Below are 23156 nucleotides of genomic sequence, written 5' to 3'. Positions count from 1 at the left end.
ATTTTATGTTTCCACTCCCATTATCTAAAATATACCACGACAATTCTCTTCAAGTCAATAGGTAATGGTTCTTTTTAAGGCAGATTTTTTAACAAGATGAAAAAAAATCGGTCGCTCGACAAATAGCTTTAATTAATATCCTTATGAAACGTTTAAAATCCCGATCAATGCTGGCGGCGGCGATCGCGATCGTCTTTTGTTTAATTGCGATCGCCAGCTACGCCCAAGCCAACAAGACTTTAACACTCGCGACTTCCCCAGACTACCCGCCCTATGAATTTAAAGATACGGCTGTTAGCGGCAACGAAATCATCGGTTTTGACATCGATATTGCCAAATATATTACTAAAAAATTAGGCTACGAGCTAAAAGTAATTGGCATGGATTTTAACGGCTTAATTCCCGCTTTGCAGGCGAGAAGAGCCGATTTTGTGATGGCTGGAATGACTCCCACAGCAGAAAGGAAAAAAAATGTTGATTTTTCTGACCTTTACTACGAAGCTCAAAATACAATTGTCGCCAATAAAGGCAGCAATTTGACCAAACCTGAAGATTTATCCGGGAAAAAAGTAGGCGTTCAACTCGGAAGCATTCAGCAGGAAGCTGTGAAAAAAATGGCCGGGGTGCAACTGGCTCCTCTGAATAGGATTCCTGACATTATTCAAGAAATTAAATCGAACCGCCTCGCGGCGGGAGTGATCGAGGATACTGTCGCTACGGGTTATGCAGCAGCGAACCCGGACTTGGAATTTAACACAATCCCGAATACTGAAGAAAGCGGTTCGGCGATCGCCTTTCCGAAAGGTTCGAGATTAGTTCCAGAATTCAACCGAGTCCTCCAGCAAATGAAAGCCAGCGGTCAAATTAAGGAACTAGCTACTAAGTGGTTTTCTCGACCGATTCCGCAAGAACCTGCTCAAGCAAATCAACCTGCGGTAGCATCCAAGTTCGGGTTAGATTTTGGCAAAATCTTGCCGAGTTTGCCTTATATTTTGTCCGGGATTGGGGTAACGCTAACTTTTACCTTGCTGTCGGGATTTCTGGGCTTCCTCTGGGGAATCGTGCTGTCTCTGTTTAAGATTTCTAGCATTAAACCGCTGTTCTGGTTTGGCACTGCTTACACCTCAATTTTTCGAGGAACGCCGCTAATTTTGCAGTTGACTTTAGTTTATTTTGCAACGCCGCAGCTTACGGGCTATAATATATCGGCCCTGCAAGCTGGCGTGATTACTTTTTCCCTGAATTCTGGGGCTTATATTTCCGAAACAATCCGCGCGGGAATTCAAGCCGTAGATAAAGGTCAAAAAGAAGCCGCAGAATCTCTTGGCGTTCCCTACAAACTGATGATGGGCGATATTATCTTGCCGCAAGCGTTGAAAAACATCTTGCCTGCATTGGTGAATGAAAGTATTGCTTTGCTGAAGGATTCCGCTTTAGTTTCAGTAATTGGCGTAGAAGACTTGCTGCGCCGCGCTACAATTGTGGGAGCAGAAAAGTATATTTACTTTGAACCTTTGATATTTGTCGGCGCAATTTATTATTTGATGGTGCTTAGTTTAACTTGGGGGGCCAATGTACTCGAACGCAAACTCCAAAGTAGCAGTTAAGGTCGATCGCCTGTATAAGTCTTTTGGCAATCTGAAGGTGTTGCGCGAGATCACCACGGAGATTCACAAAGGAGAAGTGATTGCCATTATCGGCCCTTCGGGGTGCGGCAAGTCTACTTTTTTGCGGTGTTTGAATTTACTGGAAATTCCAACTTCGGGACACATCTACATTGACGGAGTGGATATTACTTTGCCGAAGGCAGATATTATGAAAATCCGCCAGAAAGTGGGGATGGTTTTTCAGCATTTCCACTTGTTCCCGCACATGACTGTGCTGCAAAATGTGACCTATGCGCCTGAAAAGGTGAAGCAGGTTGGTAAGGATGAGGCGCGTCTGAAGGGGTTAGAATTGCTGGAAAAAGTGGGTTTGTCAGATAAGGCGGATGTTTATCCTTCTAAGCTTTCGGGGGGACAAAAACAGCGGGTGGCGATCGCCCGTTGCTTGGCTATGGAACCGGAAATTTTGTTGATGGACGAACCGACTTCTGCACTCGATCCAGAAATGGTTAAAGAAGTGTTAGATGTGATGAAAGCTTTGACGAAAACGGGAATTACAATGGCAATTGTCACTCACGAGATGGGTTTTGCGCGGGAAGTCGCCCACCGGATTTTGTTTCTGGATGGCGGAAAGGTGGCGGAAGATGTGCCGCCGCAGGAGTTTTTTAGTAACCCGAAGTGCGATCGGGCCAAGCAATTTCTGGAAAAAATGCTTTAATCGGATATCGCATCCGCAATTAAACAGGTTTGTAGTTCGATCGCACATAATCTCACATTCTCAGCCCCGCACCCTACAATCACGACAATATTTAGTTTTAAATTCGCCTTTTTGGACTGTGCCGATCGCGCTGGCGATCGAGCTTTGCCAAAACAGCACCGGAAACATCCGCTAAAATGCTAATTATCCGATACAAAGCCACTGCACTCAAAATTATACCCGTAGAAAAGCGATCGGACAGCAGGGCGATCGCCGTTGCTTCAAATACTCCCATTCCCCCCGGTGCTCCCGGTACTACTAAACCGACAACAAAGGCAAAACAAAAAGCACCAAACAAGTTGGGAATATTGCTAAAATTCACCGGAGTTAAAACCATTACCGTTAGCAAAAAACCGCACCCCCGCAATCCGATAAAACACATTTGTCCGATTAACGGCACTAAAGGATAGCGTTTAATTGGCAAATTAATTTGGCGGCGGGACTTGACATTAGATGTTTTTTTAGCTATATTTGAGGTAGACTCTACACGAAAATTCAGTTCCTCGCCCGCAGCTTCCTCAGCCTTTGAATTTTCTCCATTGTTCTTTGATAACTTCAACCGCTCTACAAAGAGAACGATCGGATTTAAAATTCGGGGATGAATTGCCGTTAAAATAGCAACACAACCGACAATCCGCAAAAACCAATTGAATTTGTCAAAACAAATTAACCCAATCAGCACGCCCGCCGAAGCCATCAGCAGCGGTTCCAGCAATACGCTGAGAGTAGCAGCTTTCGGGAAAATGCCGGCATTTTTGGCTTCCAATATTCGACCCCAAAAATGCCAAATATTCCCCGGCAAATACTTGGCAATATTAGTTTTGAGAAAAACTTGAATCGCCCACGCCGCATTTACAGGTTGGCGGAATTCCCGCAAAATCAACATCCACACCCAGCCGACAAAAATTAGAGAAAGTAAAGTGACGCCAAGGGCGATCGCCAGCAACGGAAAACTTTCGGCGCGAATTTGGATATTCGCGACTTCTCGCCAGTGAGTTAAAAACGCTTTGGCAATAAATAAAAACGTCCCGCCCAAAATCAAATAGCGCAAATAAGGCTTTAAATGCGACTTCGCGAGGTTGAAAAAATTCTGAATTCGATGCAAGTGTGGTTTTCCCATTTTCCGATCCCGATTTTGAATTTGGGATTAAGTTATACTGTTTTAGATTTTATATTTTAGAGCGACTAAGGCAAAATTGTGGTTGATTTACACGGCATGATATGACGGAATAAATCTGTTTAACCTGAGATGTTGCACCCTTGTCAAGAACGGGCAAGATGCCCGTTCCACAATAACTCAACATTTTTGTGGAACAGGCATCTTGCCTGTTCCTAAACAAGTAATTGAAAATGGTGGAACATCTCAGTTTAACCTAACCTATGCAGACCTCTACAGACTGTGCCTCAGAGGCGCCTTACAGACTACTTAAAGCGTTTTTAACCACAAACTTAAATTTAAAATCTAAAATTTAAATCGATATACCTCGCTAGGAGTACATTTCTATGCCCGGCCCGAGCCCTGACGGTCTTTCCTATCTTTTAGATGATAGCCCCAATAGTTTCGCCTTGACTCCGGGCTTTTTGACTCCTTATCCTAACGGATTTTTTGCCCTCGGCGGCAACGATTTTATTGTCGGTTCGTCCGATGCCGATCGCATCAGCGGTGATAATGGTAATGATCGCATTCTCGGCGGTGGCAATTCCGATACGCTGTTAGGGGGTGCGGACAACGATTTGCTTAACGGTGGTGTCGGCGCAGACTTCCTGTTTGGGGATGCCGGCAGCGATACCTTGCAGGGAGGTAAGGGAGATGACGCCCTCAACGGCGGCGACGGCAGCGACGTTTTAGTGGACGATGGTGGTAAAGATACGCTGACAGGGGGTTTTGGCCCCGATACCTTTGTCCTCCGCAGCGACTCCGCAGTCTCCGATCCGGCTGTTGCAGACGTTATTACTGACTTTAACAGTTTTGTGGATTCGATCGGACTGACTGACAATCTTACCGAAGCTGACTTGATTTTTGAAGAAATCTCGATCGCCCCCGGTATTTCCAATACATTAATTAAAATTCGCCAATCCAATGCTATTTTAGGCTTGGTAGCCAACGCATCTCCACAAGACATTGCCAATACATTTATCTCTGCAACTACCGTATTGGGCAACCAACTGGATCAAGCTCGCGATTTAGGCGTTTTGGGTGGCACTCAAACGATCGCAGACTCGGTTAGCAACGCCCGGCCAGACGGCCTTTACCGCTTTACTTTGCCTGCAACTAGCGACTTTAAATTAACTGTCAGCGGTTTGACGGCGGATGTTGACGTTGCTGTGATCAAAGATCTTAACGGCGACAATTCTATTGACTTCACCGATATTATTGCTTCTTCTCAAGAACCAGATTTATCGCCCGAGTCGATCGACATCAACGGTTTAGCCGCAGGAACTTACTTTGTCCGAGTTTATCAATACCAAGGCAGTACAAATTTCTCCCTCAATCTGTCTGCAACCCCTGCAACTATTTTTACTAACAATGCGAGCAACTTGCAGGGTTTTGACTCTCGTTTTGGGTTTGGTTTGGTGAATGCAGCAGCGGCAGTTGCTAAAGCTCAAGGTACTGCAACTTTTCCTGATGTTCCCGACTTGGGTGGCGACGAGTGGGGCAGAGATTTAATTAAAGCTCCAGAGGTTTGGGCCCAGGGCTTGACTGGAGACGGCATTGTGGTGGCAGTTATCGACAGCGGAGTTGACTACAATCACCCGGATTTGACGGGGAATATTTGGAGCAATGTGGGGGAAACTGGTGTTGATGCGATCGGTCGTAATAAAGCTAGCAACGAGGTTGATGATGACAACAATGGCTTTGTTGACGATTTCAGGGGATGGGATTTTGTCAACAACGATAATGACCCGATGGATGATAACAATCACGGCACTCATATCTCGGGTTTACTTGCTGCGAAACAAGATGGGGTTGGGATTACTGGCACAGCTCCAACTGCGAAGATTATGCCTTTGAAAATACTCGATCGGGCAGGGGTGGGTAAAATTCGGGATGAAATTAATGCGATTAATTATGCGGTAGCAAATGGAGCGAAAATAATAAATTTGAGTTTGGGCGGTCAACAGTTGAATGCTCAAGAATTGGATGCGATTCGAGCGGCTGAAGCTCAAGGTGCGATCGTGATTTCGGCGGCGGGAAATGATGCTCGCCCACAAGCTGATTATCCGGCTCGGTTTGCCAATGAGGTAGGAATTGCTGTCGGTGCTGTTACCCGCAATGGCTTGTTTGCGGATTATTCTAACCGGGCGGGTGCGGAGGAGGCCATTAATTATCTTGTTGCTCCGGGCGGCGACGGTGGCACGACGGATTCTGGTGATGTTTATTCAACTGTGCCGCTTTCTCAGCCGGGGATTCCCTATCGATATTTTGCGGGTACTTCAATGGCCGTGCCACAAGTATCCGGCGTGATAGCTTTAATGTTACAAGCTAATCCGAGTCTGACTCCTGCTGATATTAAGAGGATTCTGGCGGAAACTGCGAATCCAGCAGTTTGAATTTGATGCAAGTGCGATCGATCTACAATCCTCAATCTTCTACCAATTATTAAAAGCCAACCGCAGGGACACCGCAATGCCGTGTCCTACTCCCCGCGCCGGACAGGCAATGCCGTGTCCCTACTTTTGGGAATTGGTATTAAAAATTGGCGGCGTAAGTTAAGTCAAATTGGCGGCACAGGGTGATGCAGCAGTAGCTTGGTCGATCGAATACTAACTCGTAATTCATCTGGCCGTCTATTTTGGTGATCGGCTGCTTTAAGGGGATGCCCTGAATGTCGTATTGGCGGCGTTCTAAGGCACTCCAGTCGATAATTTTGAAGTCGATTTGGTTCTGCAACTCAGTTGCGATCAGATATAGGTGCATCTTGTCTTCAACTTTCCCAGTCAGGGGAACTTTTATTAACACTGACTGGGTGACGAGGGGTTTTTGGTCGTTGGGATGCTTCTGGGTGTGGCAGCTTTTGAGTTCTATATCGTAAGGTTCTACCTTGAATTTCTCTCCACTGGCGATCGCAGATGAGTGCAAATCTTTCAGGCACTTTTCTAAGTGAGGGATCAGCCCTAAATCTGGATCACATAGCAGTTTACGAATGTTGGAAGTTTCAGTGACTGTCATTTGAGATTTTTGATGTTATTTTTTGATTCTTAACTTTTAGTTTACCACGAAAAGCAAACCTATCGAACTCTACTTGCGACATACTTTCAAAAAAGCCGTTTATGGTCAGTATGTCGCATTGAATAATACATTTATTTTTTGGCAGCAAACCCGTGTTTTTTGCCTTAATATTTTAGATTATTTTGTGGTAATTTTCCACAGATTAAGCTCGACATTAGTGTCAGCCGGATCTATTTGATAGTTTTGTTGCTGAATTGCCGATCGCAAAGCCTTTGACGGTCTGTATAAAAACAACTCGGTGAAAACGCCGGGAATTTGTGGGGGTTGGGGTTTTTTCTTTGCCAATTCTCGATTTTTGTAGCAAGAAGTGTAACAGCGGGGTTCTATTAACAGTTTGACTTTTGGTTGTAGGTAATAACTTAAAGGCATGAGGTATACAATGTTGGTATCGCTGATAATCAGGGGATTGCTGGCTTGATTGATAGTCGTGGCTACTTCCAATGTACGCAACCAACCGCTGCCTTTATTCCACCAAATATCGGCTTGAGAACTAACTCCACCGGATATAATACCTGCGGAAAAAACTGCAACTATAATTATTTTCCAGAGTTTTTGCTGTTTTAAATTATCCAAATAGTTACTAATTTTCGCATACAGCAGGTAAGCGACTGCTAGCTGAATTCCAACATAACAAGGAACTAAATATCGCGGATTTGCCGATCGCCTTCCACCCTTGATTATATCAGGTACTGCTAAAAATAAAGCAGTTGTTGCAATTAATAACCATACAATCAACCACACTCGCTTTGGTGTTTGTCGGCATAGATAATAAAGGGCATAGCCGACTAAAGCTAGAATCATCATACCAACTGGAATTAGCAAGGCTAGTTGTGTGGCGTTGGCCGTTCCATCAATCCCTATATCAAAAAAGGCTATGCTGACGGAACCAACCCACCTGCTGACTAATCTTAAGAAATTTGTTTGTTCTAGCCATGCTGTTGTGCTTCTAATTTGAGGGAAGTTTTCTACAGTATTTATGAGGGAAGGCCTGAAGCCAATCAATGCGATTAAAGCTGCTACATAATAGGCAATGAATGTTTTAATATCGCGCCAGTTGGCAATGACTGCGACGTAGATTGCATGGGCAGCAGCGACGCAGACAAATAACAAGTGGGTGTAAAATCCCATTGTTGTCATGACTGCGTAAATTGTCCAGTGATAAACAAGCCAAATTGGGTTTTGATTTGCGTCGGTAGCGCGCATTGCTCGCAGCAGGGCGGCAGTTGATAAAATAGTAGTAACAGTCCACAAGCTGTACTGTCTTGCTTCTTGGGCAAACAAGATGTGGTAGGGAGAAATTGCGAAAATTGCGATCGCCATCCACGCCACTGCTGAAGATTCAAACAACTCCCAAGCCAGCCAATAAATTGCGGGGAATACTAGCAGGCTAATCACGGCGACCAAACTTCTCATTGCTGCAACGGAACTGCCGAACCACTGCGCCCAATATCGCGCTAGTACGTAATACAGCGGCGGGTGTTGGGGGTCTTCTGTTGCTAAAGAATTCAGGGTATCCCTTACAGTTTTTTCGGAATTTATCTGCTGATATTTTTGTAAATCCGAGGGCGAGGTTATTTTCTGGTAGGAAATTTCTTTGAGCATTTCGGCTTCGGTATAGCCAGAAACTCTCAAAGAAGTATATGTTTCGTCGACCCAGTAAAATTTGCGATCGAGATTGGCGAAGCGAAATAAAATACCGATGACTAATACGGCGACAATTAAAAATCGCAGCCAGTTGTCAAGTGAAGGGTTGTGAGAATTTAGTCGATGGCGATCTTTCGTAGATTCCATTTTATAAGTAGCTAATCTGGCACAAATTTTTTCTGTCACCCCACCCGTAAGGTGCGCTAGGCGCACCCTACTAACTTAACAGCCAGAGAGAGAACTTCAGTCCTGACTACGAACCAAGGAAGGATTAATCATCCACTCCTTCAATCGGCGCAAAACCCTGCCGCTGAATATTTTCGGTTATGGTGCGGGGTTCGAGGAATTGCAGCAAATAATCCGGGCCACCTGCTTTAGAACCAACTCCCGAAAGTTTGAATCCTCCGAAGGGTTGGCGCGATACCACAGCGCCGGTAATTCCGCGATTGATGTACAGGTTTCCGACTTCAAAATCGGATGCGGCTCGATCGATATGCGAAGGCGTGCGAGAATACAATCCGCCTGTTAAAGCAAAATTCGTGCCGTTAGCAATAACAATCGCTTCGCTGAAATTTTTTGCCCGAATCACCGACAAAACAGGGCCAAAAATTTCTTCTTGGGCGAGAGTTGCTGTCGGCGATACTTCCGTAACAATGACTGGGCCGACAAAATAACCGGTTTCCGGTGCCGGCATTTCTAAAGCTATTTTAGCTTCGGCGCGGCCTGTTTCGATGTATTCGCGGATGCGCGACTGGGCATTTGCATCGATCACAGGGCCGACTTGAGTGCCGGGATTTTCTGCTGGGCCGACATTGAGCGATCGCGTCGCTTCTACCAATCGTGCCACAAAATTATCATACACAGATTCGACCACAATTACTCGCGAACAAGCGGAACATTTTTGGCCGCTGTATCCAAATGCCGAATAAACTACGCCTGCAACTGCTTGGTCTAAATCTGCGCTTTCATCGACAATAATTGCATTCTTGCCGCCCATTTCCGCAATTACTCGTTTCAGGTGTTTTTGCCCCGGCTGCAAAATCGCAGCATCGGCATAAATCTGACAGCCAACTTCCTGAGAACCGGTGAAAGTAATCATGTGAACATCAGGATGTTTCACCATGTAAGCGCCGACGGTTGAACCTTTGCAAGGAACGTATTGAAATACGCCTTTGGGAATTCCTGCTTCTAGCAAAATTTCGGATATTTTCGCTGCAATTACTGAGGAAACTTCCGCAGGTTTGAGTAAAGTACAATTACCAGCAACCAGCGATGCAACTGTCATGCCGACGGGAATTGCGAGGGGAAAATTCCAAGGCGAAATGATTAAAGAAATGCCGCGTGGCTGATAGCTGTAGCGGTTAGTTTCTCCGGGAATGTCGTAATTTTTCCCTTGTTCTAACCGTTCCATTTCGTCGGCGTAGTAGCGGCAAAAATCAATAGCTTCAGAAACTTCAGCATCGCATTCTCTGACTGGTTTACCGACTTCAAACACCATCCAAGCTGATAGTTCGTGCCGCCGCTGTTCCATCAACTCTGCGGCTTTGCGGAGGACGCCTGCGCGCTGGCGGACGGGGGTTTTCCGCCAACTGGTTGAGGCTTCTTTTGCTGCTTCAAGGGCTTGTTTTGCCTGTTCTTCCGAAAGCAATCCGATTTTGCCGACTACTTCTGTGGGATTGGAAGGGTTGAGGGAATTAACTGTTGCTTCAGTATTTTGGTACTCGCCATTGATTAGGGGTAAATAAGTTTTACCTAAGTTGGCGCGCACTGATTTGATGGCTGTTTCTGCTTGTTGCCGCAATTTGGTATTGGCGTAGTCGGTATCGGCAACGTTGGGAAATACTTTGCTGTAAACTAGCTGGTCATTTCCGTTAGCAACTGGTGCGGCTAACAATTGTTCGATCGGCATTTCTTCGGAACTTTGCCGGATGAAAGAACTGTTGGCGGTATTTTCCAGCAAACGGCGGATCAAATAAGCCATTCCCGGCAGCAAATCGCCGTAGGGGCAGTAGACTCGAACGCGATAACCCCGATCGACTAAAAGCTTAGCTAATTTGTCGCCCATGCCATACAGCACTTGCATTTCAAAGCGGCGACGCGGGATGTTGAGAGTTTCGGCAATCGCGATCGCCCTCGCTTGCGATCGCACGTTATGACTGCCAATAGCTGCATACAAATATTCGTGATTTTCGAGCAGCAACTGCGTCATCTGCTCGAAATTAGCATCAGTAGAAACTTTGTCATTGTAGACCGGCTGCGGCCAATCTTTCTGCATCGCTTTGATAGTTTCCTGATCCCAGTAAGCGCCTTTTACCAGACGCACTGTTACCGGATTTCCGCGTTTTTTTGCCCAGGAAATCAGGTTTCGCAAATCTTGGGCACTGTCGCGCAAATATGCTTGCAATGTAATTCCAATATCCGTGCGACTGCGAAACTCTTCCTCTAACAATAAGTCTTTAAGAATGCTCAGAGTCAAACTCTTATAAGCATACTGTTCCATATCGAAGTGAACTGCCGCGCCTAATTCCTTCGCGCGGCGCAGTAACAGGCGAATTCTATCGCTGACTTTCTCTTCGCTACCTTTAGCATCCAAAGGGTCAAACTGAGAATAAAAAGCTGTTAACTTTACGGATACTTGCACTCGCGGCAGAATTTCGCCGTCTGCTTTGTCAATTGCATCTACCTGCGGCCAATTCTTCGCTGCATTGGCGAGTTCAGCCATCAATTCCAAATAGCGGTTAAGATAAATTTGCGCCTCAGCTTCAGTGATGACAGCTTCCCCCAAAAGGTCAACTGTAAAACCCATTTTATCTTTGCGAAGTCGCTCTAAGGTTTTAATTACCTGCTTGATATTTTCCCCAGAAATATACTTGTGCGCCAAAGTTTCCACAGCAGGCGCAACCGTCGTCGCCGCCAATTGACCCGGAACCGAATCAGGGCTAGCAAAGTTGAGCAATTTTTTCAATGCTTCGGGCAATTCTACCTCTTCAGCGCTCAGGTATTCTTGCAAGTGGCGGGCAATTTCCGGCCTGCTGCGGAGGGCCGGCAAACAGTCAATAAATCGAAACAACTGCACCCGCAGTCCGGGGCTGGCCATCGCCCAATCCATCAGTTTGTCGTCCCAGCGCATTTGGTCTTGGAGTTGCCCGAAAAAAGAGCGCTTTTTCTCTTGAGTTACCCGCAGGATTTCTTTGGCAATTTCCTGGGTTTTTGCTTCGTAGATGTTTTCAGATACTTGTGCGATCATGGTAATAAGTAATTGGTAATTGGTAATTAGCAACAGGGGGGACTTATGTATTTTGTAACTACCCCATGATCCAATTATACTTGCTATTTGATTTCAATTTTAACTCCGTAGTTTGCTTGGCGATCGCCGGAAATTTCAATAGTATAATCGCCGCTGCTGGCTAGTTGAGCTTCCCACTGACTTGTGCTATTTGCAGTGCCTACTTTTTCACCGTTAGGAGCAATAATTGCGGCGCTAACTTCACCTTCTTGAACCTTTACTGTCATGGTTTGGCCGCTATTACACTCCAGCAAGTAGCGCTTGGATAGGTTGGCTCGCAAACTACTGCTCAGAGTAGTTCCCGTAGCACCGGCTTGAAAGTTTACTCGCTCAGTTACAGGGGTTTCAACCGCAGCGGGAGTTGGAGTTGGAGTTGGAGAAGGCAACGGCGACGGCGAGGGCAAAGCTTGTTGCGGAACACCAGACAGAGAGGGTATTTGAGTGGGACGGGGCGACGGATAGATTGTGGCGGGCAGTCGAGTTCCAGGTACTGGGGGAAGTCCGGGCCGGCGGTTTGCGGGCGCTGCTGCCACAGGCGGAGGGCTTTGGGGGAGGGGTACGTCAGCGGGGAGTCTGATTTGAAGGTTCGCTCTTTCCTGATACATTTTCCACGCTAGCAAACTGCCGAGACTAAGGACGGAACCGACTAACATTCCGCTGAAAAAAACTGCCAAGATTTGCCACGAGCGGGCTGGTTTTGGTTCGGGGTTGGCAGGTGGAATTGTTGGAGGCTGATAACTTGTAATTTGAGCTGTTTCCGGGGTACTATCGGCGGCAACTGGAATTGTTTCGGCGGCGTCGATTGGCGCTGAAATATCTTCGGGCGCGGCAATTTCTGCGGGAGTTTCTGCTGATGCGGAAGTTGCATCGGTCCTGGCAATTTCACTGCGATCGAGTTCATCGCTGGTAGGGGAAATTGTTTCCGGTTGCTGAGTCAAAATTTGTTTTTTTTCCTGTTCGTCGCTCATGGGGCTAAATTTATTTTACAAAGACCGCTTTTAGACATTTTACGTTACTGGTGCGATCGCCTGCACAGCACTCATACGGCACGGCTCTTGACAAAATGCGATCCGTGTCGATCGAGAAATCTATCTGCTGGGGCGATCGCAATTTACCCATTTTCCGTAAATATTGAGTGTTCACAAATTGCGATCGCAACTTAATACCGGGCTAAATTATTAGGCAAAGACTCCCAAAAAGGCCGCTCTTCGGGCTTCCTCACAGTATTCGTAGCCGACTGCACATTTCCTTTCAATTCTTGATAATACCTGTCATCCAGAAAACTAACGCTGACGCCAGCAGGAAGCAGCAGTTGGCGCAATCTTTCCTGAGTGTAATCTACACCCTCAATCATTGGTCCGCGCGGATTTGAAACTAACAACTTGCCGTTAACTGGCACCGAATTGACCATATTCGGCCACCAAGCATAACCGCTGTAGCCAAACATCACCGGAACTTGAATAATTTGGTCGTCTCCGAGTAAAAACTCTCTTTTCAACTTCTCTACAATCGGATTAAGTTTCTGCTGTTGTAAATTAAGATTGTGTTGAATTAAAGCGCGATTTTTCAAGGTGGCGCTGACTGTTGTTTGAGTGCTCAAACCACGATTGATCGTCACATCGCCGTAACCTTTTCCCTCCAATTCTTCCAACAGCTTAACTCCGGCTTCGGGACTGGCGATCGCCATTACATATTTTCCGGGAGCTTGAGTGGGAATAAAATTGATAATTTCATCGACTTGGCGAGTCAAAAGCCAAGAAGTATCAATATCCACTGGTGGCCCTTGAATTCTCTGAGCTTGAATAAAATCAAGTACCTCGGGATTAAAACTAGCATTTCCCGAATTCCCGTAATAAACTCGACCCATTGGGTATCCAGGAATCGGCGGTGTCACCTGCAAATTACCGTATCCATCAGACCATTGACTTACAGGGTCTAAAGAACGAGGATTGCCAATTTTAAATACTTTCAAATCCCGGTTTTGAGCTGATTTAACAGGCGGGTTTTTCTCGGACTCGCTATTGCTTTTTATAGCTACATTAAACTGGCGTATTTCAAATTTTTCTGGGAGTTGAACGTAGCCGTTTTTCTGGGTATCTTGCATCCAAGTGCGATCGCCCTGGAGAATTTTTACTCTAGCGCCCGTGGGTTCTACTGCTTGTTTTAGTTGCGAGATAAATTCGCTGTTTACCGAGCCTCTGTCGCTGACCTGAACTTCGGTTACTGGTGCTGTATTGGGCGCTATCATCCAAGGACTAACGCCCATTTGGATTGTGGTGGAGGCAATTTCTTGACCGTTGTTTTGGGCAGTTGCTTTGAGATTAACAGTGCCGTTCCAGTTGCGATCGGCAAATTGTTTGGCTTCCACACCTAAAACAATATTTGTACTAAAAACTAGAGGTTTAGCACCGGATATATCTACAGGTTGCCAGCCGTCGCCCGTCTTCTGAAAAACGCTGATGTGGGGGGTAGCACTGCTGTCAGCCGTGATAAACAACTGAGAGGTTTTGAAGTTTTCAGACAGTGTTAAGTTAACTTGAGAAAGCATTGCTGCACGACGGGGGGCGCTAACTTTGGTTTGTTTCCAAGTCGGTATCTTGCCGCGATCGTTATTGCGATCGTTAAATAAAATTAGCGCGCCCTTGGACAAAGACCATTGTTCTTTTCCGGCGTCATCTTGCTCGTTAATTTGGCCATCTCTGTTAGTATCTCCCGCAAAGAAAAAGTTAGAGGGGGACGCGGAGGAGGTAACTGGGTCGGGAGTTGGTGTTGTAGTTGATTCAGGAGTTGGTTGAGAAGTTGCTTGCTGATTTCTCTCTAACTCTTGTCTTTCTAATTCTTTTTGCGCTAATTCTTGTCTGGCTAACTCTTGCCTTTCAACTTCTTGCCTTTCTAGTTCTTTTCTGGCTAACTCTTGCCTTTGGAATTCTTGACTTTCTAGTTCTTTTCGTACTAATTCTTGCCTTTCTATTTCTTTACGGGCTAACTCTTGCCTTTGGAATTCTTGCCTTTCTAGTTCTTTACGGGCTAACTCTTGCCTTTGGAATTCTTGTCTTTCTAGTTCTTTACGGGCTAATTCTTGCCTTTCTAGTTCTTTACGGGCTAATTCTTGCCTTTGGAATTCTTGCCTTTCTAGTTCTTTTCTAGCCCGGTCTTTTTTCTCTTGCTCTTTTCTCTCTATTTCTCGACGAGCAAATTCTTTTTTCTCTTGCTCTTTGCGGGCTCGCTCTCTTATCTCTTCTTCTTCGGCTCTAACTTTCTCAACAGAACGTGCAACTTGCATTTCATAGGTAGCGACACTGAGGTTTCCTTGGTATTCGATGGTTTTGTCGATCGCCCCATCAGTCAAAAAAGAACCGTGAGGAACGAGTCGCAGCGTATTGATAGCCAACTGCCACAGCCGCTGGGACTGTTCCCAAGTAGCAGAAGAAGGATTAGAAGTGCGTCCAATGGCGACTGCTTGGGCAGCTAATTTAGCAGCATCGTCCCAATTATATTTGGCTCTTTCTTCTATTTGAATCTGACTTTGAACGTTTTGGAGTTGCTGCGTCAGAGTGTGGGATTGCTGGCGGTGGATTGCTGATTTCCAAAGTTCTGCCGGAAACGGGGCGCTGTCGGGAGTTTTGGCAAGGTTATCTAATTGTACTTTCAGCCGATCGCGCAATTTGTAGAGTTCGGAAAGGGATTGCGGAGTTTGGCGCTCTGGCTGTCGCCCAGAGAGTGCGAGTTGGTAGTTTAGGGAAGGTTGAGCCACTGTTGCGGGGACTGCAACCCAAATAATACCGATGACGACACCGAAAGCATTGACGATCGCGATCGCAATATATTTAACCAAGCGCATATAGTTTATCCTCAGACACGCCAATAATTTTACCTAATCTGGGGAGCAATGGGGGATTTAATTATAATGACTTACGCATGGCGGCCCAGAAATCTGGTTTTTTACGAAAATACTTTGTTGCTGCGGACTGATTCGGTAAAAACCCGGTTTCTTGGTCGGAGTCCGTAAGTCTTGTTATGGCAAATTCGTGCCATGTTTTAAGCAGCCTTATTTTGTTTAATAGTTGCTTAAATTTCGTCTGGGTAAGCCTCGGCATCAGCCCACGGATTTACCAAATCAACGACAACGAAGTCCCTCTCTAAGAGACTGAAGAATATTGAGATCTAAACAAAATCCCAACAAAAACCCGGTTTCTACAAGAAACCGGGTTTAATCCTCCGCGTTAATCCGCGTTCATCTGCGGTTAAAAAATCCTACAACTGCTTTACCTCAGCAACCAATTTGGCAACCACATCCTTAGCGCTACCAAACAACATCATCGTCTTATCCTTGTAGAACAACTCATTGTCTACACCAGAAAAACCAGCACTCATCCCGCGCTTAATCACGATCGTATGCTTGGCCTTATCAACCTCCAAAATTGGCATTCCGTAAATCGGGCTCGCCGTATCGTGACGCGCCGCCGGATTCACCACATCATTCGCACCAATCACCAACGCCACATCCGTTTCTTCAAATTGCGGATTGATATCATCCATATCGTACAACTGCGGATAAGGCACGTTTGCTTCCGCCAGCAACACATTCATGTGCCCCGGCATCCGCCCAGCCACCGGGTGAATCGCGTATTTCACATCAACACCCATTTTTTCCAAACCGTCGGCTAACTCGCGTACCGCGTGCTGTGCTTGCGCTACAGCCATTCCGTAACCGGGAATAATTACCACCGATCGCGCATAGCCTAACATCATCGCACTTTCTTCGAGATTGATGCTGCGAACAGTTTTGTCAGTAGCACCAGCAGCCCCAGCAGCAGCCCCAGCACTACCGCCACCGCTACCAAACGCGCTAAACAGCACACTACCCAAGGATCGATTCATCGCCTTGCACATGATTTGCGTCAAAATAATCCCCGACGCGCCCACCAATGCACCAGCGATAATCAGCATATTGTTCATCAAAATGAACCCAGCCACACTCGCCGCAATCCCCGAATAAGAGTTAAGCAGCGACACCACCACGGGCATATCGCCACCGCCAATCGGGAGCACAAACATGATTCCCAGAATATTGGAAATCGCCACCAAAGCCAGGAATACCGGCACATCCTCCGGCTTCGTCAGCATATAAACACTGCCGGCTAAAAGTGCGATCGCCAGCATGGCATTAAACGGCTGTTGTAGCGGAAACGTCATAGGCGCACCCGGCAGCAATTCTTGCAGTTTCGCAAACGCCACAAGGCTACCAGTGAAAGTAATTCCGCCAATCAACACACCCAAAAGGATCGTGATAGTCGCATCAGGCGTCGGCGATTGGGGGATGCTGAGATAGCGCCAGAATTCGCCCACAGCAACGAGTGCAGAAGCCGCGCCCCCGAAACCGTTAAGCAAACCCACCATCTGCGGCATATCCGTCATCGCGACGGTTTTCGCCATAATTGTTCCCAAAATGGAACCGATGATAATTCCGACAGCAATCAATTCGTAGCTGATGACTTGCTTTTCCAGCAACGTACCGACGATCGCAATTAACATCCCGATCGCAGCTAACACATTTCCTTGACGGGCGGTTGCAGGGGAACCCAACTGTTTCAAACCGACAATAAATAAAGATGCGGCAACTAAATAACCTAGTTGAATGCCACTGGGCAGAAAATCGCTCACGCTTTAACCTCTTTTTTCTTGAACATTTGCAGCATTCGATCGGTTACTAGGAAACCGGCGACAACGTTAATTGTGGCCAGGGCGATCGCGATCGTCCCCAAAATCGAAGTAACAGTCACATTGCCTTGGCCAGAAATCAGAATTGCACCTAAAACCGCAATTCCCGAAATCGCATTCGATCCCGACATCAAAGGTGTGTGCAGCGTCGGCGGGACTTTATTAATTACTTCAAATCCCACAAACGACGCTAGAGTAAACACCACTAAACCTGCAATCAATCCTTCTGCCATAACAAGTGTGAACTGGTAATTGGTAATTGGTAATTTGTCATTTACTCGTTCCCAGCCTCCGGGCTGGGAACGCATTCATCGGAGGCTCTGCCTCCGGTATAGACTGGAGGCAGAGCCTCCTGGAGTACATTACAATGCAGAGCATTGTAACGAGAGAGATTATGATTTAGGTTCGCTATAATGACTCCTAACTATTGACTGCTGAAGCCTCAGCAGCCAAAGCATCGCGCACTCGCTGATTGCTAATCTCACCGTCGCGGGCGACGCAAGCACCAGCGATGATATCGTCTTCAAAATTCAAATTGAGCTCTTTATCTTTCACCATCAACTGAAGTAAAGAGGAGATATTCTTGGAGTAAGTTTCGCTAGCGTGTACCGGCATCGACGAGGGCACATTAATCGGGCCGATGACATTAACGCCGTTCCATTCAACATCTTTCCCCGCTTCAGAACATTCGCAATTGCCGCCTTGTTCTGCCGCGAGGTCAACAATTACCGATCCGGGCTTCATTTGAGAAACCATTTCTCTAGTAACTAAAATAGGTGCTTTTCTGCCAGGAACTTGAGCCGTTGTAATAACTGCATCGGAAGCGCTGACGTGTTGAGTGAGCACTTGGCGGGTGTATTCTGTGGCGGCTTCTGATAGTTCTTTTGCATAACCTCCGGCGGCTACGGTTTCTTCCTTGAGTTCGACATCAAGGAATTTAGCGCCCAAACTTTGCACTTGTTCTTTTGTTTCCGGGCGGATGTCGAAAGCTTCGACTACCGCACCCAAACGGCGCGCCGTGGCGATCGCCTGCAAGCCAGCAACGCCCACACCCATTACCAATACTTTGGCTGGGCGAATCGTACCCGCCGCCGTTGTCAGCATTGGGAAATATTTCGGCAAAGCGGCGGCTGCGATCAGTACCGCTTTGTAACCGGCGACGTTAGCCTGAGATGACAGCGCATCCATGCTTTGAGCGCGGCTGGTGCGCGGGATCATTTCCATGCTGAATGCCGTTACTTGGCGATCGGCTAAACGCTGCACTAAAGCTGGATCTCCCAGAGGATTCAAAAATCCGATGAAAACTCCTCCTTCCCGGAGTTGATGAACTTCTGATTCTTGCAAGGCCCCGATTTTCACGACGACATCGGCTTCGCCCCACAGCCTAGCGGTATCGGCGACAACCTGAGCTCCCGCTTCTTCGTAAGCAAGATCCGAGAAAAAGGATTTTGCGCCGGCACCGGCTTCCAGCCAAACTTCGACGCCTTGTTTTACCAATTTAGCCACAGCGTCGGGTACTAAAGCCACCCGGCGTTCGCCTGCTTCTATTTCTTTTGCGATCGCTAATTTCATACAGTCTCCTTATTTAAGCCTTCCTAGGACGGTTGAAACCGCGCCTACACAGACAAAACCTGCCTCCGCAGGTTTCTTGAAGTGCGATTTTTAATCGCCCGATGCCTTGCTTTACATTGAAACAGCCGTTGCCCTAAACTTCTCTCGTTGATACTAAAGCCGATCGCCCAAATTCGACCCGTATCTTTAACTTATCTTATACATTCAAACTCGCTAAATTGTTAAGTTTGCCACCGATTATGATATAATTTTATGTCGCCTAATTCTGTAGTTTGAATGTCTGTTATCAGTATTACGCAAAAAATACGCAAAAAAAAGTGACCTCAGCCGGCGGTAGCTCGCCCTCATCAAATTGCTGAGACATTCGATATATTGTAGGCACGATCGCAAATTTCGGGCGAGCAATATTTAAGGTTCACCAAGAGTTTAATTAGAGGAGTTGTTATGCGACGATTATTTTCAGCACTAGCGGTTACAGGTTGCTTGGTGGCTGGATTACCCGCCATCAGTGTAGCCCAGTCCATGCCAGGATTAACAATTTTCGGCGGCCCTGAGCGCGCCAACCAATTAAGCTATCGCTTGGATTACGGCAAAGCGGGGATGAGCGGCGATAGATATCGGCTGCGAATTCCTTCCAAAAAAGTAAGTCTGGCGATCGCCCAACTCAACATATCCTATCCAGACTACTACAAAGGCGAATTCGACCAAAAAGACATTAAAGTGCGCGTCAAAGATAAATCTATTGAATTGGCAGAAGTAATCTGGGACAAAGAAAATCGATTCATAGAAATTTATCCCAAAGAACCAATTCCTGCAGGCAACAATGTTGAGGTTGTACTCTCCAACGTCAGAAACCCATCTCCGGGTGGAATGTACCATTTCAACGTCCGCATCCGCACCCCCGGAGACGTTCCCTTGCTGCGTTACCTCGGTACTTGGCTGTTGAGCATTGATTAAGGGAAGAGTTCGGCGAAGGAATGTCTCGTTAGTCAAGCGATCGCGACAGAAAAATTTAAATGTTGCGCTCGTTTTGCTACGGGCAAAAATTTAACTCTACTCAAATCCTGGTTGTCGGCATCTGTAAAATAGAACCTCCGGCTCATATCGCAATTCTCAATGATTCGTAATAATGAGTCTAGGGGCAGTCCCCCGATGGTTGCCCTGCGCTAATTAGGGGTAGGCCCAGGGGCGCTACCCCTAAAAAATGTTTACCAATCAAATAGGATTGCTCTAGCCGTACTTGCAGCATGAATCTACTAGCAAAAATCAAAACAATACAACTTCCTCCAGCGCTGCGATCGAGAAATTATCGCCTGTTTTTTGCAGGACAAGGCATCTCACTGATTGGCAATTGGATGACGCAAGTCGCTACTGTTTGGCTTGTCTACAATTTGAGCGATTCACCTTGGATGCTCGGCGTGGTGGGATTTACAAGTCAAATCCCCACATTAATTTTACTGCCTTTTGCAGGAGTTTTAATCGATCGCTGGAACCGCCACCGAGTCATACTTGCCACTCAAATATTAGCAATGGTTCAATCCTTAGCGCTAGCATTTTTAGCGCTAACAGGAGTCGTGAACATTTGGCAGATCCTGCTACTGAGTTTCTTCCAAGGCGCAATTAACGCCTTTGACGCACCGGCACGGCAAGCTTTTGTGCCGGAACTTGTAGAAAAGAAAGAAGATTTAGCAAATGCGATCGCCATTAATGCTTCGATGTTCAACGCAGCCCGACTAATCGGCCCCGCAATGGCAGGTTTGCTGATAGCTACAGTCGGCCCAAGTTATTGCTTTCTTATTGACGGACTCAGCTACATCGCTGTAATTGCCGGCTTATTAGCGATGCAAATCAAACCCCGTAAAATTGCCGCAATTAATACCCAACCCTTACAAAGATTACAAGAAGGATTCATTTATGCCTTCGGGTTTCCCCCGATTCGAGCAATTTTACTGCTATTAGCATTAGTCAGTTTTGCCGGAATGTCCCACACAGTTTTAGTCCCGATTTTTGCCACCAAAATCCTGCACGGCGACGCCCAAACTCTCGGCTTTTTGATGGCGGCTTCGGGAGTCGGAGCGTTTGCGGGGGCGATTTATTTGATTTCGCGCAAAACTATAGTTGGCCTCGGCAAATGGATTGCGATTTCACCGGCAATTATGGGATTCGGGCTGATAGGTTTTGGTTTGTCTCGCGTCTTGTGGCTGTCATTAATCATGATGTTGTTCGTTGGGTTTGGTTTCATTTTGCAATTTGCAGGAGGAAACACATTTTTGCAAACAATTGTGGAAGACGACAAACGCGGCCGAGTGATGAGCATATACACGATGGCATTTTTTGGAGTGACACCGTTTGGGAATTTACTTGCCGGCGGATTGGCAAATTATATCGGCGCTCCCAATACAGTCATCATTGGAGGTATAATTTGTATTTTAGGCTCGATAATTTTTACCAAACAGTTGCCAGCTTTAAAAAACTTAGTCCGACCACTTTATCAAAAAATGGGTTTAATTCCGCAGTAGCTATTTAGCCTAAAAGCACAAAGGCCAACATTAAACCACATTCCCAAAGCGAAGATATGACTGTATCTCTAGCAATCCTCAACAATTTGTAAACTTCTCTCTTTATCTCTTCTCTTTCTCTGCGCCCTCTGCGGTTAAAACATCCAAATTAATTACGCAACCAGAGGTTAAACCAATGGCAAATACAAGTGCAATACCACAGCAGAGCGATCGCGTTCCCTTAAAAACCTGGATCGGGGTCATGGGAACAATTATCGGCGCTTTCATGGCGGTTTTGGACATCCAAATCACCAACGCTTCTCTGAAAGATATTCAAGCAGCTTTAGGCGCAACTTTAGAAGAAGGTTCTTGGATTTCCACCGCTTATCTAGTCGCCGAAATTGTCGTAATTCCGCTGACTGGTTGGCTGTCGCAGGTGTTTTCAGTCCGCCGCTACATCTTGGTAAATGCCGCTTTCTTTATATTCTTTTCCATGTCCTGCGCTTGGGCGTGGGATTTGACTTCAATGATTGTGTTTCGGGCGCTTCAGGGGTTCACGGGGGGCATTTTAATTCCGATGTCTTTTACGTTTTTGCTGACAAATTTGCCGCCCAAAAAGCAGCCAATCGGTATGGCGATGTTCGCACTGACAGCTACTTTTGCACCATCCATCGGGCCGACATTGGGAGGGTGGCTGACTGAGAATTATGGCTGGCAATATGTCTTTTATTTAAATTTAATTCCAGGGCTGCTGCTGCTAGCTGCTGTGTGGTACGCCGTCGCCCCCGCACCGCTGAAACTCGAACTGCTAAAAGAGGGCGACTGGTGGGGAATTATCTCGATGGCGATCGGCTTGGGTTCCCTGGAAGTTGTGTTAGAAGAAGGCAGCCGCAAGGACTGGTTTAGTTCGGATGTTATTGTACGTTTAAGCGTAATTGCTGCCATATTTATTAGCGCTTTTTTCTGGATAGAACTCACTCGAAAAAAACCGTTTATTAACCTACGATTGCTGACTCGCCGCAATTTCGGCTTAGCAACTATTGTGAATGTTTCCTTGGGGGTGGGATTGTACGGTTCGGTGTTCATTTTGCCCCTCTATTTAGGTCAGATCCAGCAGTACAATGCCATGCAAATTGGCGAGGTGATTATGTGGGGCGGCGTGCCGCAGTTATTCCTCGTGCCGATGGTGCCGAAATTGATGCAGCGAATCGATATGCGGCTGATGATTGGCATCGGTGTGAGTTTGTTTGCGGTGAGTTGTTTTATGAATGCCAGCATGACTCACGAGACGGGTATCGATCAGTTGCGTTGGTCGCAATTAGTTCGAGCAATGGGACAGCCTTTAATTATGGTGCCGCTGTCAACTATTGCCACTGCTGGTATGGAGAAACACGAGGCTGGTTCTGCTTCGGGTTTGTTTAATATGATGCGAAATATGGGAGGTGCGATGGGGATTGCGGCGCTAGGAACTTTGGTGAGTAAGCGGGAGCAATTTCACTCGAATCGATTGGTGGAATCTGTTTCTTTGTACGATCCGGCGACGCAGGAGAGAATGAATCAAATGACTCAGTATTTTGTGAGTCGCGGTGCTGATTTGAGCGTGGCCCACGACCAGGCAGTTAAGGCAATTGATAATCTTGTGCGCCGCGAAGCTTATGTAATGGCTTTTAATGATTCTTTTTACTTTGTGGGAATTGCTTTGCTGTTAAGTGGGATTGCTGTTTTGGGTTTTAAAAAGGTGAAACCGGGTGCGGGTGGTGGGGGAGCTCATTGATTCTGTAGGGCGCGGAGTGCGTTGCATCTTTGGGGCGGGCAGGATGCCCACCCCACAATAATTTTAAGA

The 23156-nt window shown here is 46.5% G+C and carries 16 protein-coding genes; 6 read left to right on the top strand and 10 right to left on the bottom strand.

The window, feature by feature from the left end; translation table 11 throughout:
- Positions 1–143: 143 nt before the first annotated feature.
- Together QUA40_RS03245 and QUA40_RS03240 are read left to right on the top strand one after the other, a co-directional pair.
- Entirely contained in the window at positions 144–1607 is a 1464-nt protein-coding gene (locus tag QUA40_RS03245; protein ID WP_333121736.1) for an ABC transporter substrate-binding protein/permease, read from the top strand.
- Complete coding sequence (locus QUA40_RS03240; protein ID WP_333121734.1) at positions 1573–2322, top strand: amino acid ABC transporter ATP-binding protein; 750 nt, start codon at positions 1573–1575, stop codon at positions 2320–2322. Before QUA40_RS03245 ends, QUA40_RS03240 begins: the two co-directional genes overlap by 35 nt.
- Before the next feature lie 97 nt (positions 2323–2419).
- Here the strand turns inward: QUA40_RS03240 and QUA40_RS03235 are convergent, their stop codons facing one another.
- Positions 2420–3481 carry a lysylphosphatidylglycerol synthase domain-containing protein gene (locus QUA40_RS03235; RefSeq protein ID WP_333121732.1) on the bottom strand — a complete coding sequence of 354 codons (1062 nt, stop codon included), beginning with the start codon at positions 3479–3481 and terminating at the stop codon, positions 2420–2422.
- 383 nt (positions 3482–3864) lie between these two features.
- Between QUA40_RS03235 and QUA40_RS03230 the strand changes: the two genes are divergently transcribed.
- The gene (locus QUA40_RS03230) at positions 3865–5913 is read left to right on the top strand and encodes a S8 family serine peptidase (protein WP_333121730.1); all 2049 of its coding nucleotides are present in this window, start codon (positions 3865–3867) and stop codon (positions 5911–5913) included.
- Positions 5914–6052: 139 nt separating this feature from the next.
- Here QUA40_RS03230 and QUA40_RS03225 read toward each other — a convergent pair whose 3' ends face one another.
- The 9 genes from QUA40_RS03225 to QUA40_RS03185 form a co-directional block, all read right to left on the bottom strand.
- Entirely contained in the window at positions 6053–6532 is a 480-nt protein-coding gene (locus QUA40_RS03225) for a hypothetical protein (RefSeq protein WP_333035252.1), read from the bottom strand.
- Positions 6533–6709: 177 nt separating this feature from the next.
- Positions 6710–8383 (bottom strand): glycosyltransferase family 39 protein, encoded by a 1674-nt coding sequence (locus QUA40_RS03220; RefSeq protein ID WP_333121729.1) that lies wholly within the window; start codon positions 8381–8383, stop codon positions 6710–6712.
- Between the two features lie 124 nt (positions 8384–8507).
- Complete coding sequence (pruA, locus tag QUA40_RS03215; protein WP_333121728.1) at positions 8508–11483, bottom strand: L-glutamate gamma-semialdehyde dehydrogenase; 2976 nt, start codon at positions 11481–11483, stop codon at positions 8508–8510.
- A gap of 83 nt (positions 11484–11566) precedes the next feature.
- The gene (locus tag QUA40_RS03210) at positions 11567–12490 is read right to left on the bottom strand and encodes a hypothetical protein (protein ID WP_333121726.1); all 924 of its coding nucleotides are present in this window, start codon (positions 12488–12490) and stop codon (positions 11567–11569) included.
- 10 nt (positions 12491–12500) lie between these two features.
- Positions 12501–12665 carry a hypothetical protein gene (locus tag QUA40_RS03205; protein WP_333121724.1) on the bottom strand — a complete coding sequence of 55 codons (165 nt, stop codon included), beginning with the start codon at positions 12663–12665 and terminating at the stop codon, positions 12501–12503.
- 16 nt (positions 12666–12681) lie between these two features.
- Complete coding sequence (locus QUA40_RS03200; protein WP_333121722.1) at positions 12682–15363, bottom strand: protein-arginine deiminase family protein; 2682 nt, start codon at positions 15361–15363, stop codon at positions 12682–12684.
- A gap of 413 nt (positions 15364–15776) precedes the next feature.
- A complete protein-coding gene (locus QUA40_RS03195; protein ID WP_333121721.1) occupies positions 15777–17186 on the bottom strand; it encodes an NAD(P)(+) transhydrogenase (Re/Si-specific) subunit beta in 1410 nt (469 codons plus the stop codon).
- Entirely contained in the window at positions 17183–17476 is a 294-nt protein-coding gene (locus QUA40_RS03190; protein WP_106150865.1) for an NAD(P) transhydrogenase subunit alpha, read from the bottom strand. The genes QUA40_RS03195 and QUA40_RS03190 overlap by 4 nt, the downstream gene beginning before the upstream one ends.
- A 187-nt stretch (positions 17477–17663) precedes the next feature.
- Positions 17664–18815: a Re/Si-specific NAD(P)(+) transhydrogenase subunit alpha gene (locus QUA40_RS03185; RefSeq protein ID WP_333121719.1), complete on the bottom strand. Its 1152-nt coding sequence runs from the start codon at positions 18813–18815 to the stop codon at positions 17664–17666.
- A gap of 444 nt (positions 18816–19259) precedes the next feature.
- Here QUA40_RS03185 and QUA40_RS03180 point away from each other — a divergent pair, with 444 nt between their 5' ends.
- The 3 genes from QUA40_RS03180 (at position 19260) to QUA40_RS03170 (ending at position 23087) form a co-directional block, all read left to right on the top strand.
- Positions 19260–19772, top strand: coding sequence for a DUF2808 domain-containing protein (locus tag QUA40_RS03180; RefSeq protein WP_333121717.1), 513 nt, complete (start codon positions 19260–19262; stop codon positions 19770–19772).
- A gap of 290 nt (positions 19773–20062) precedes the next feature.
- Positions 20063–21334, top strand: coding sequence for an MFS transporter (locus QUA40_RS03175; protein WP_333121715.1), 1272 nt, complete (start codon positions 20063–20065; stop codon positions 21332–21334).
- 175 nt (positions 21335–21509) lie between these two features.
- Positions 21510–23087 carry an MDR family MFS transporter gene (locus QUA40_RS03170; protein ID WP_333121713.1) on the top strand — a complete coding sequence of 526 codons (1578 nt, stop codon included), beginning with the start codon at positions 21510–21512 and terminating at the stop codon, positions 23085–23087.
- Positions 23088–23156: the final 69 nt, after the last annotated feature.

It is taken from the genome of Microcoleus sp. Pol11C3, assembly GCF_036701485.1.
GTDB lineage: Bacteria > Cyanobacteriota > Cyanobacteriia > Cyanobacteriales > Microcoleaceae > Microcoleus.
This window is presented reverse-complemented; position numbering and strand designations above follow the sequence as displayed.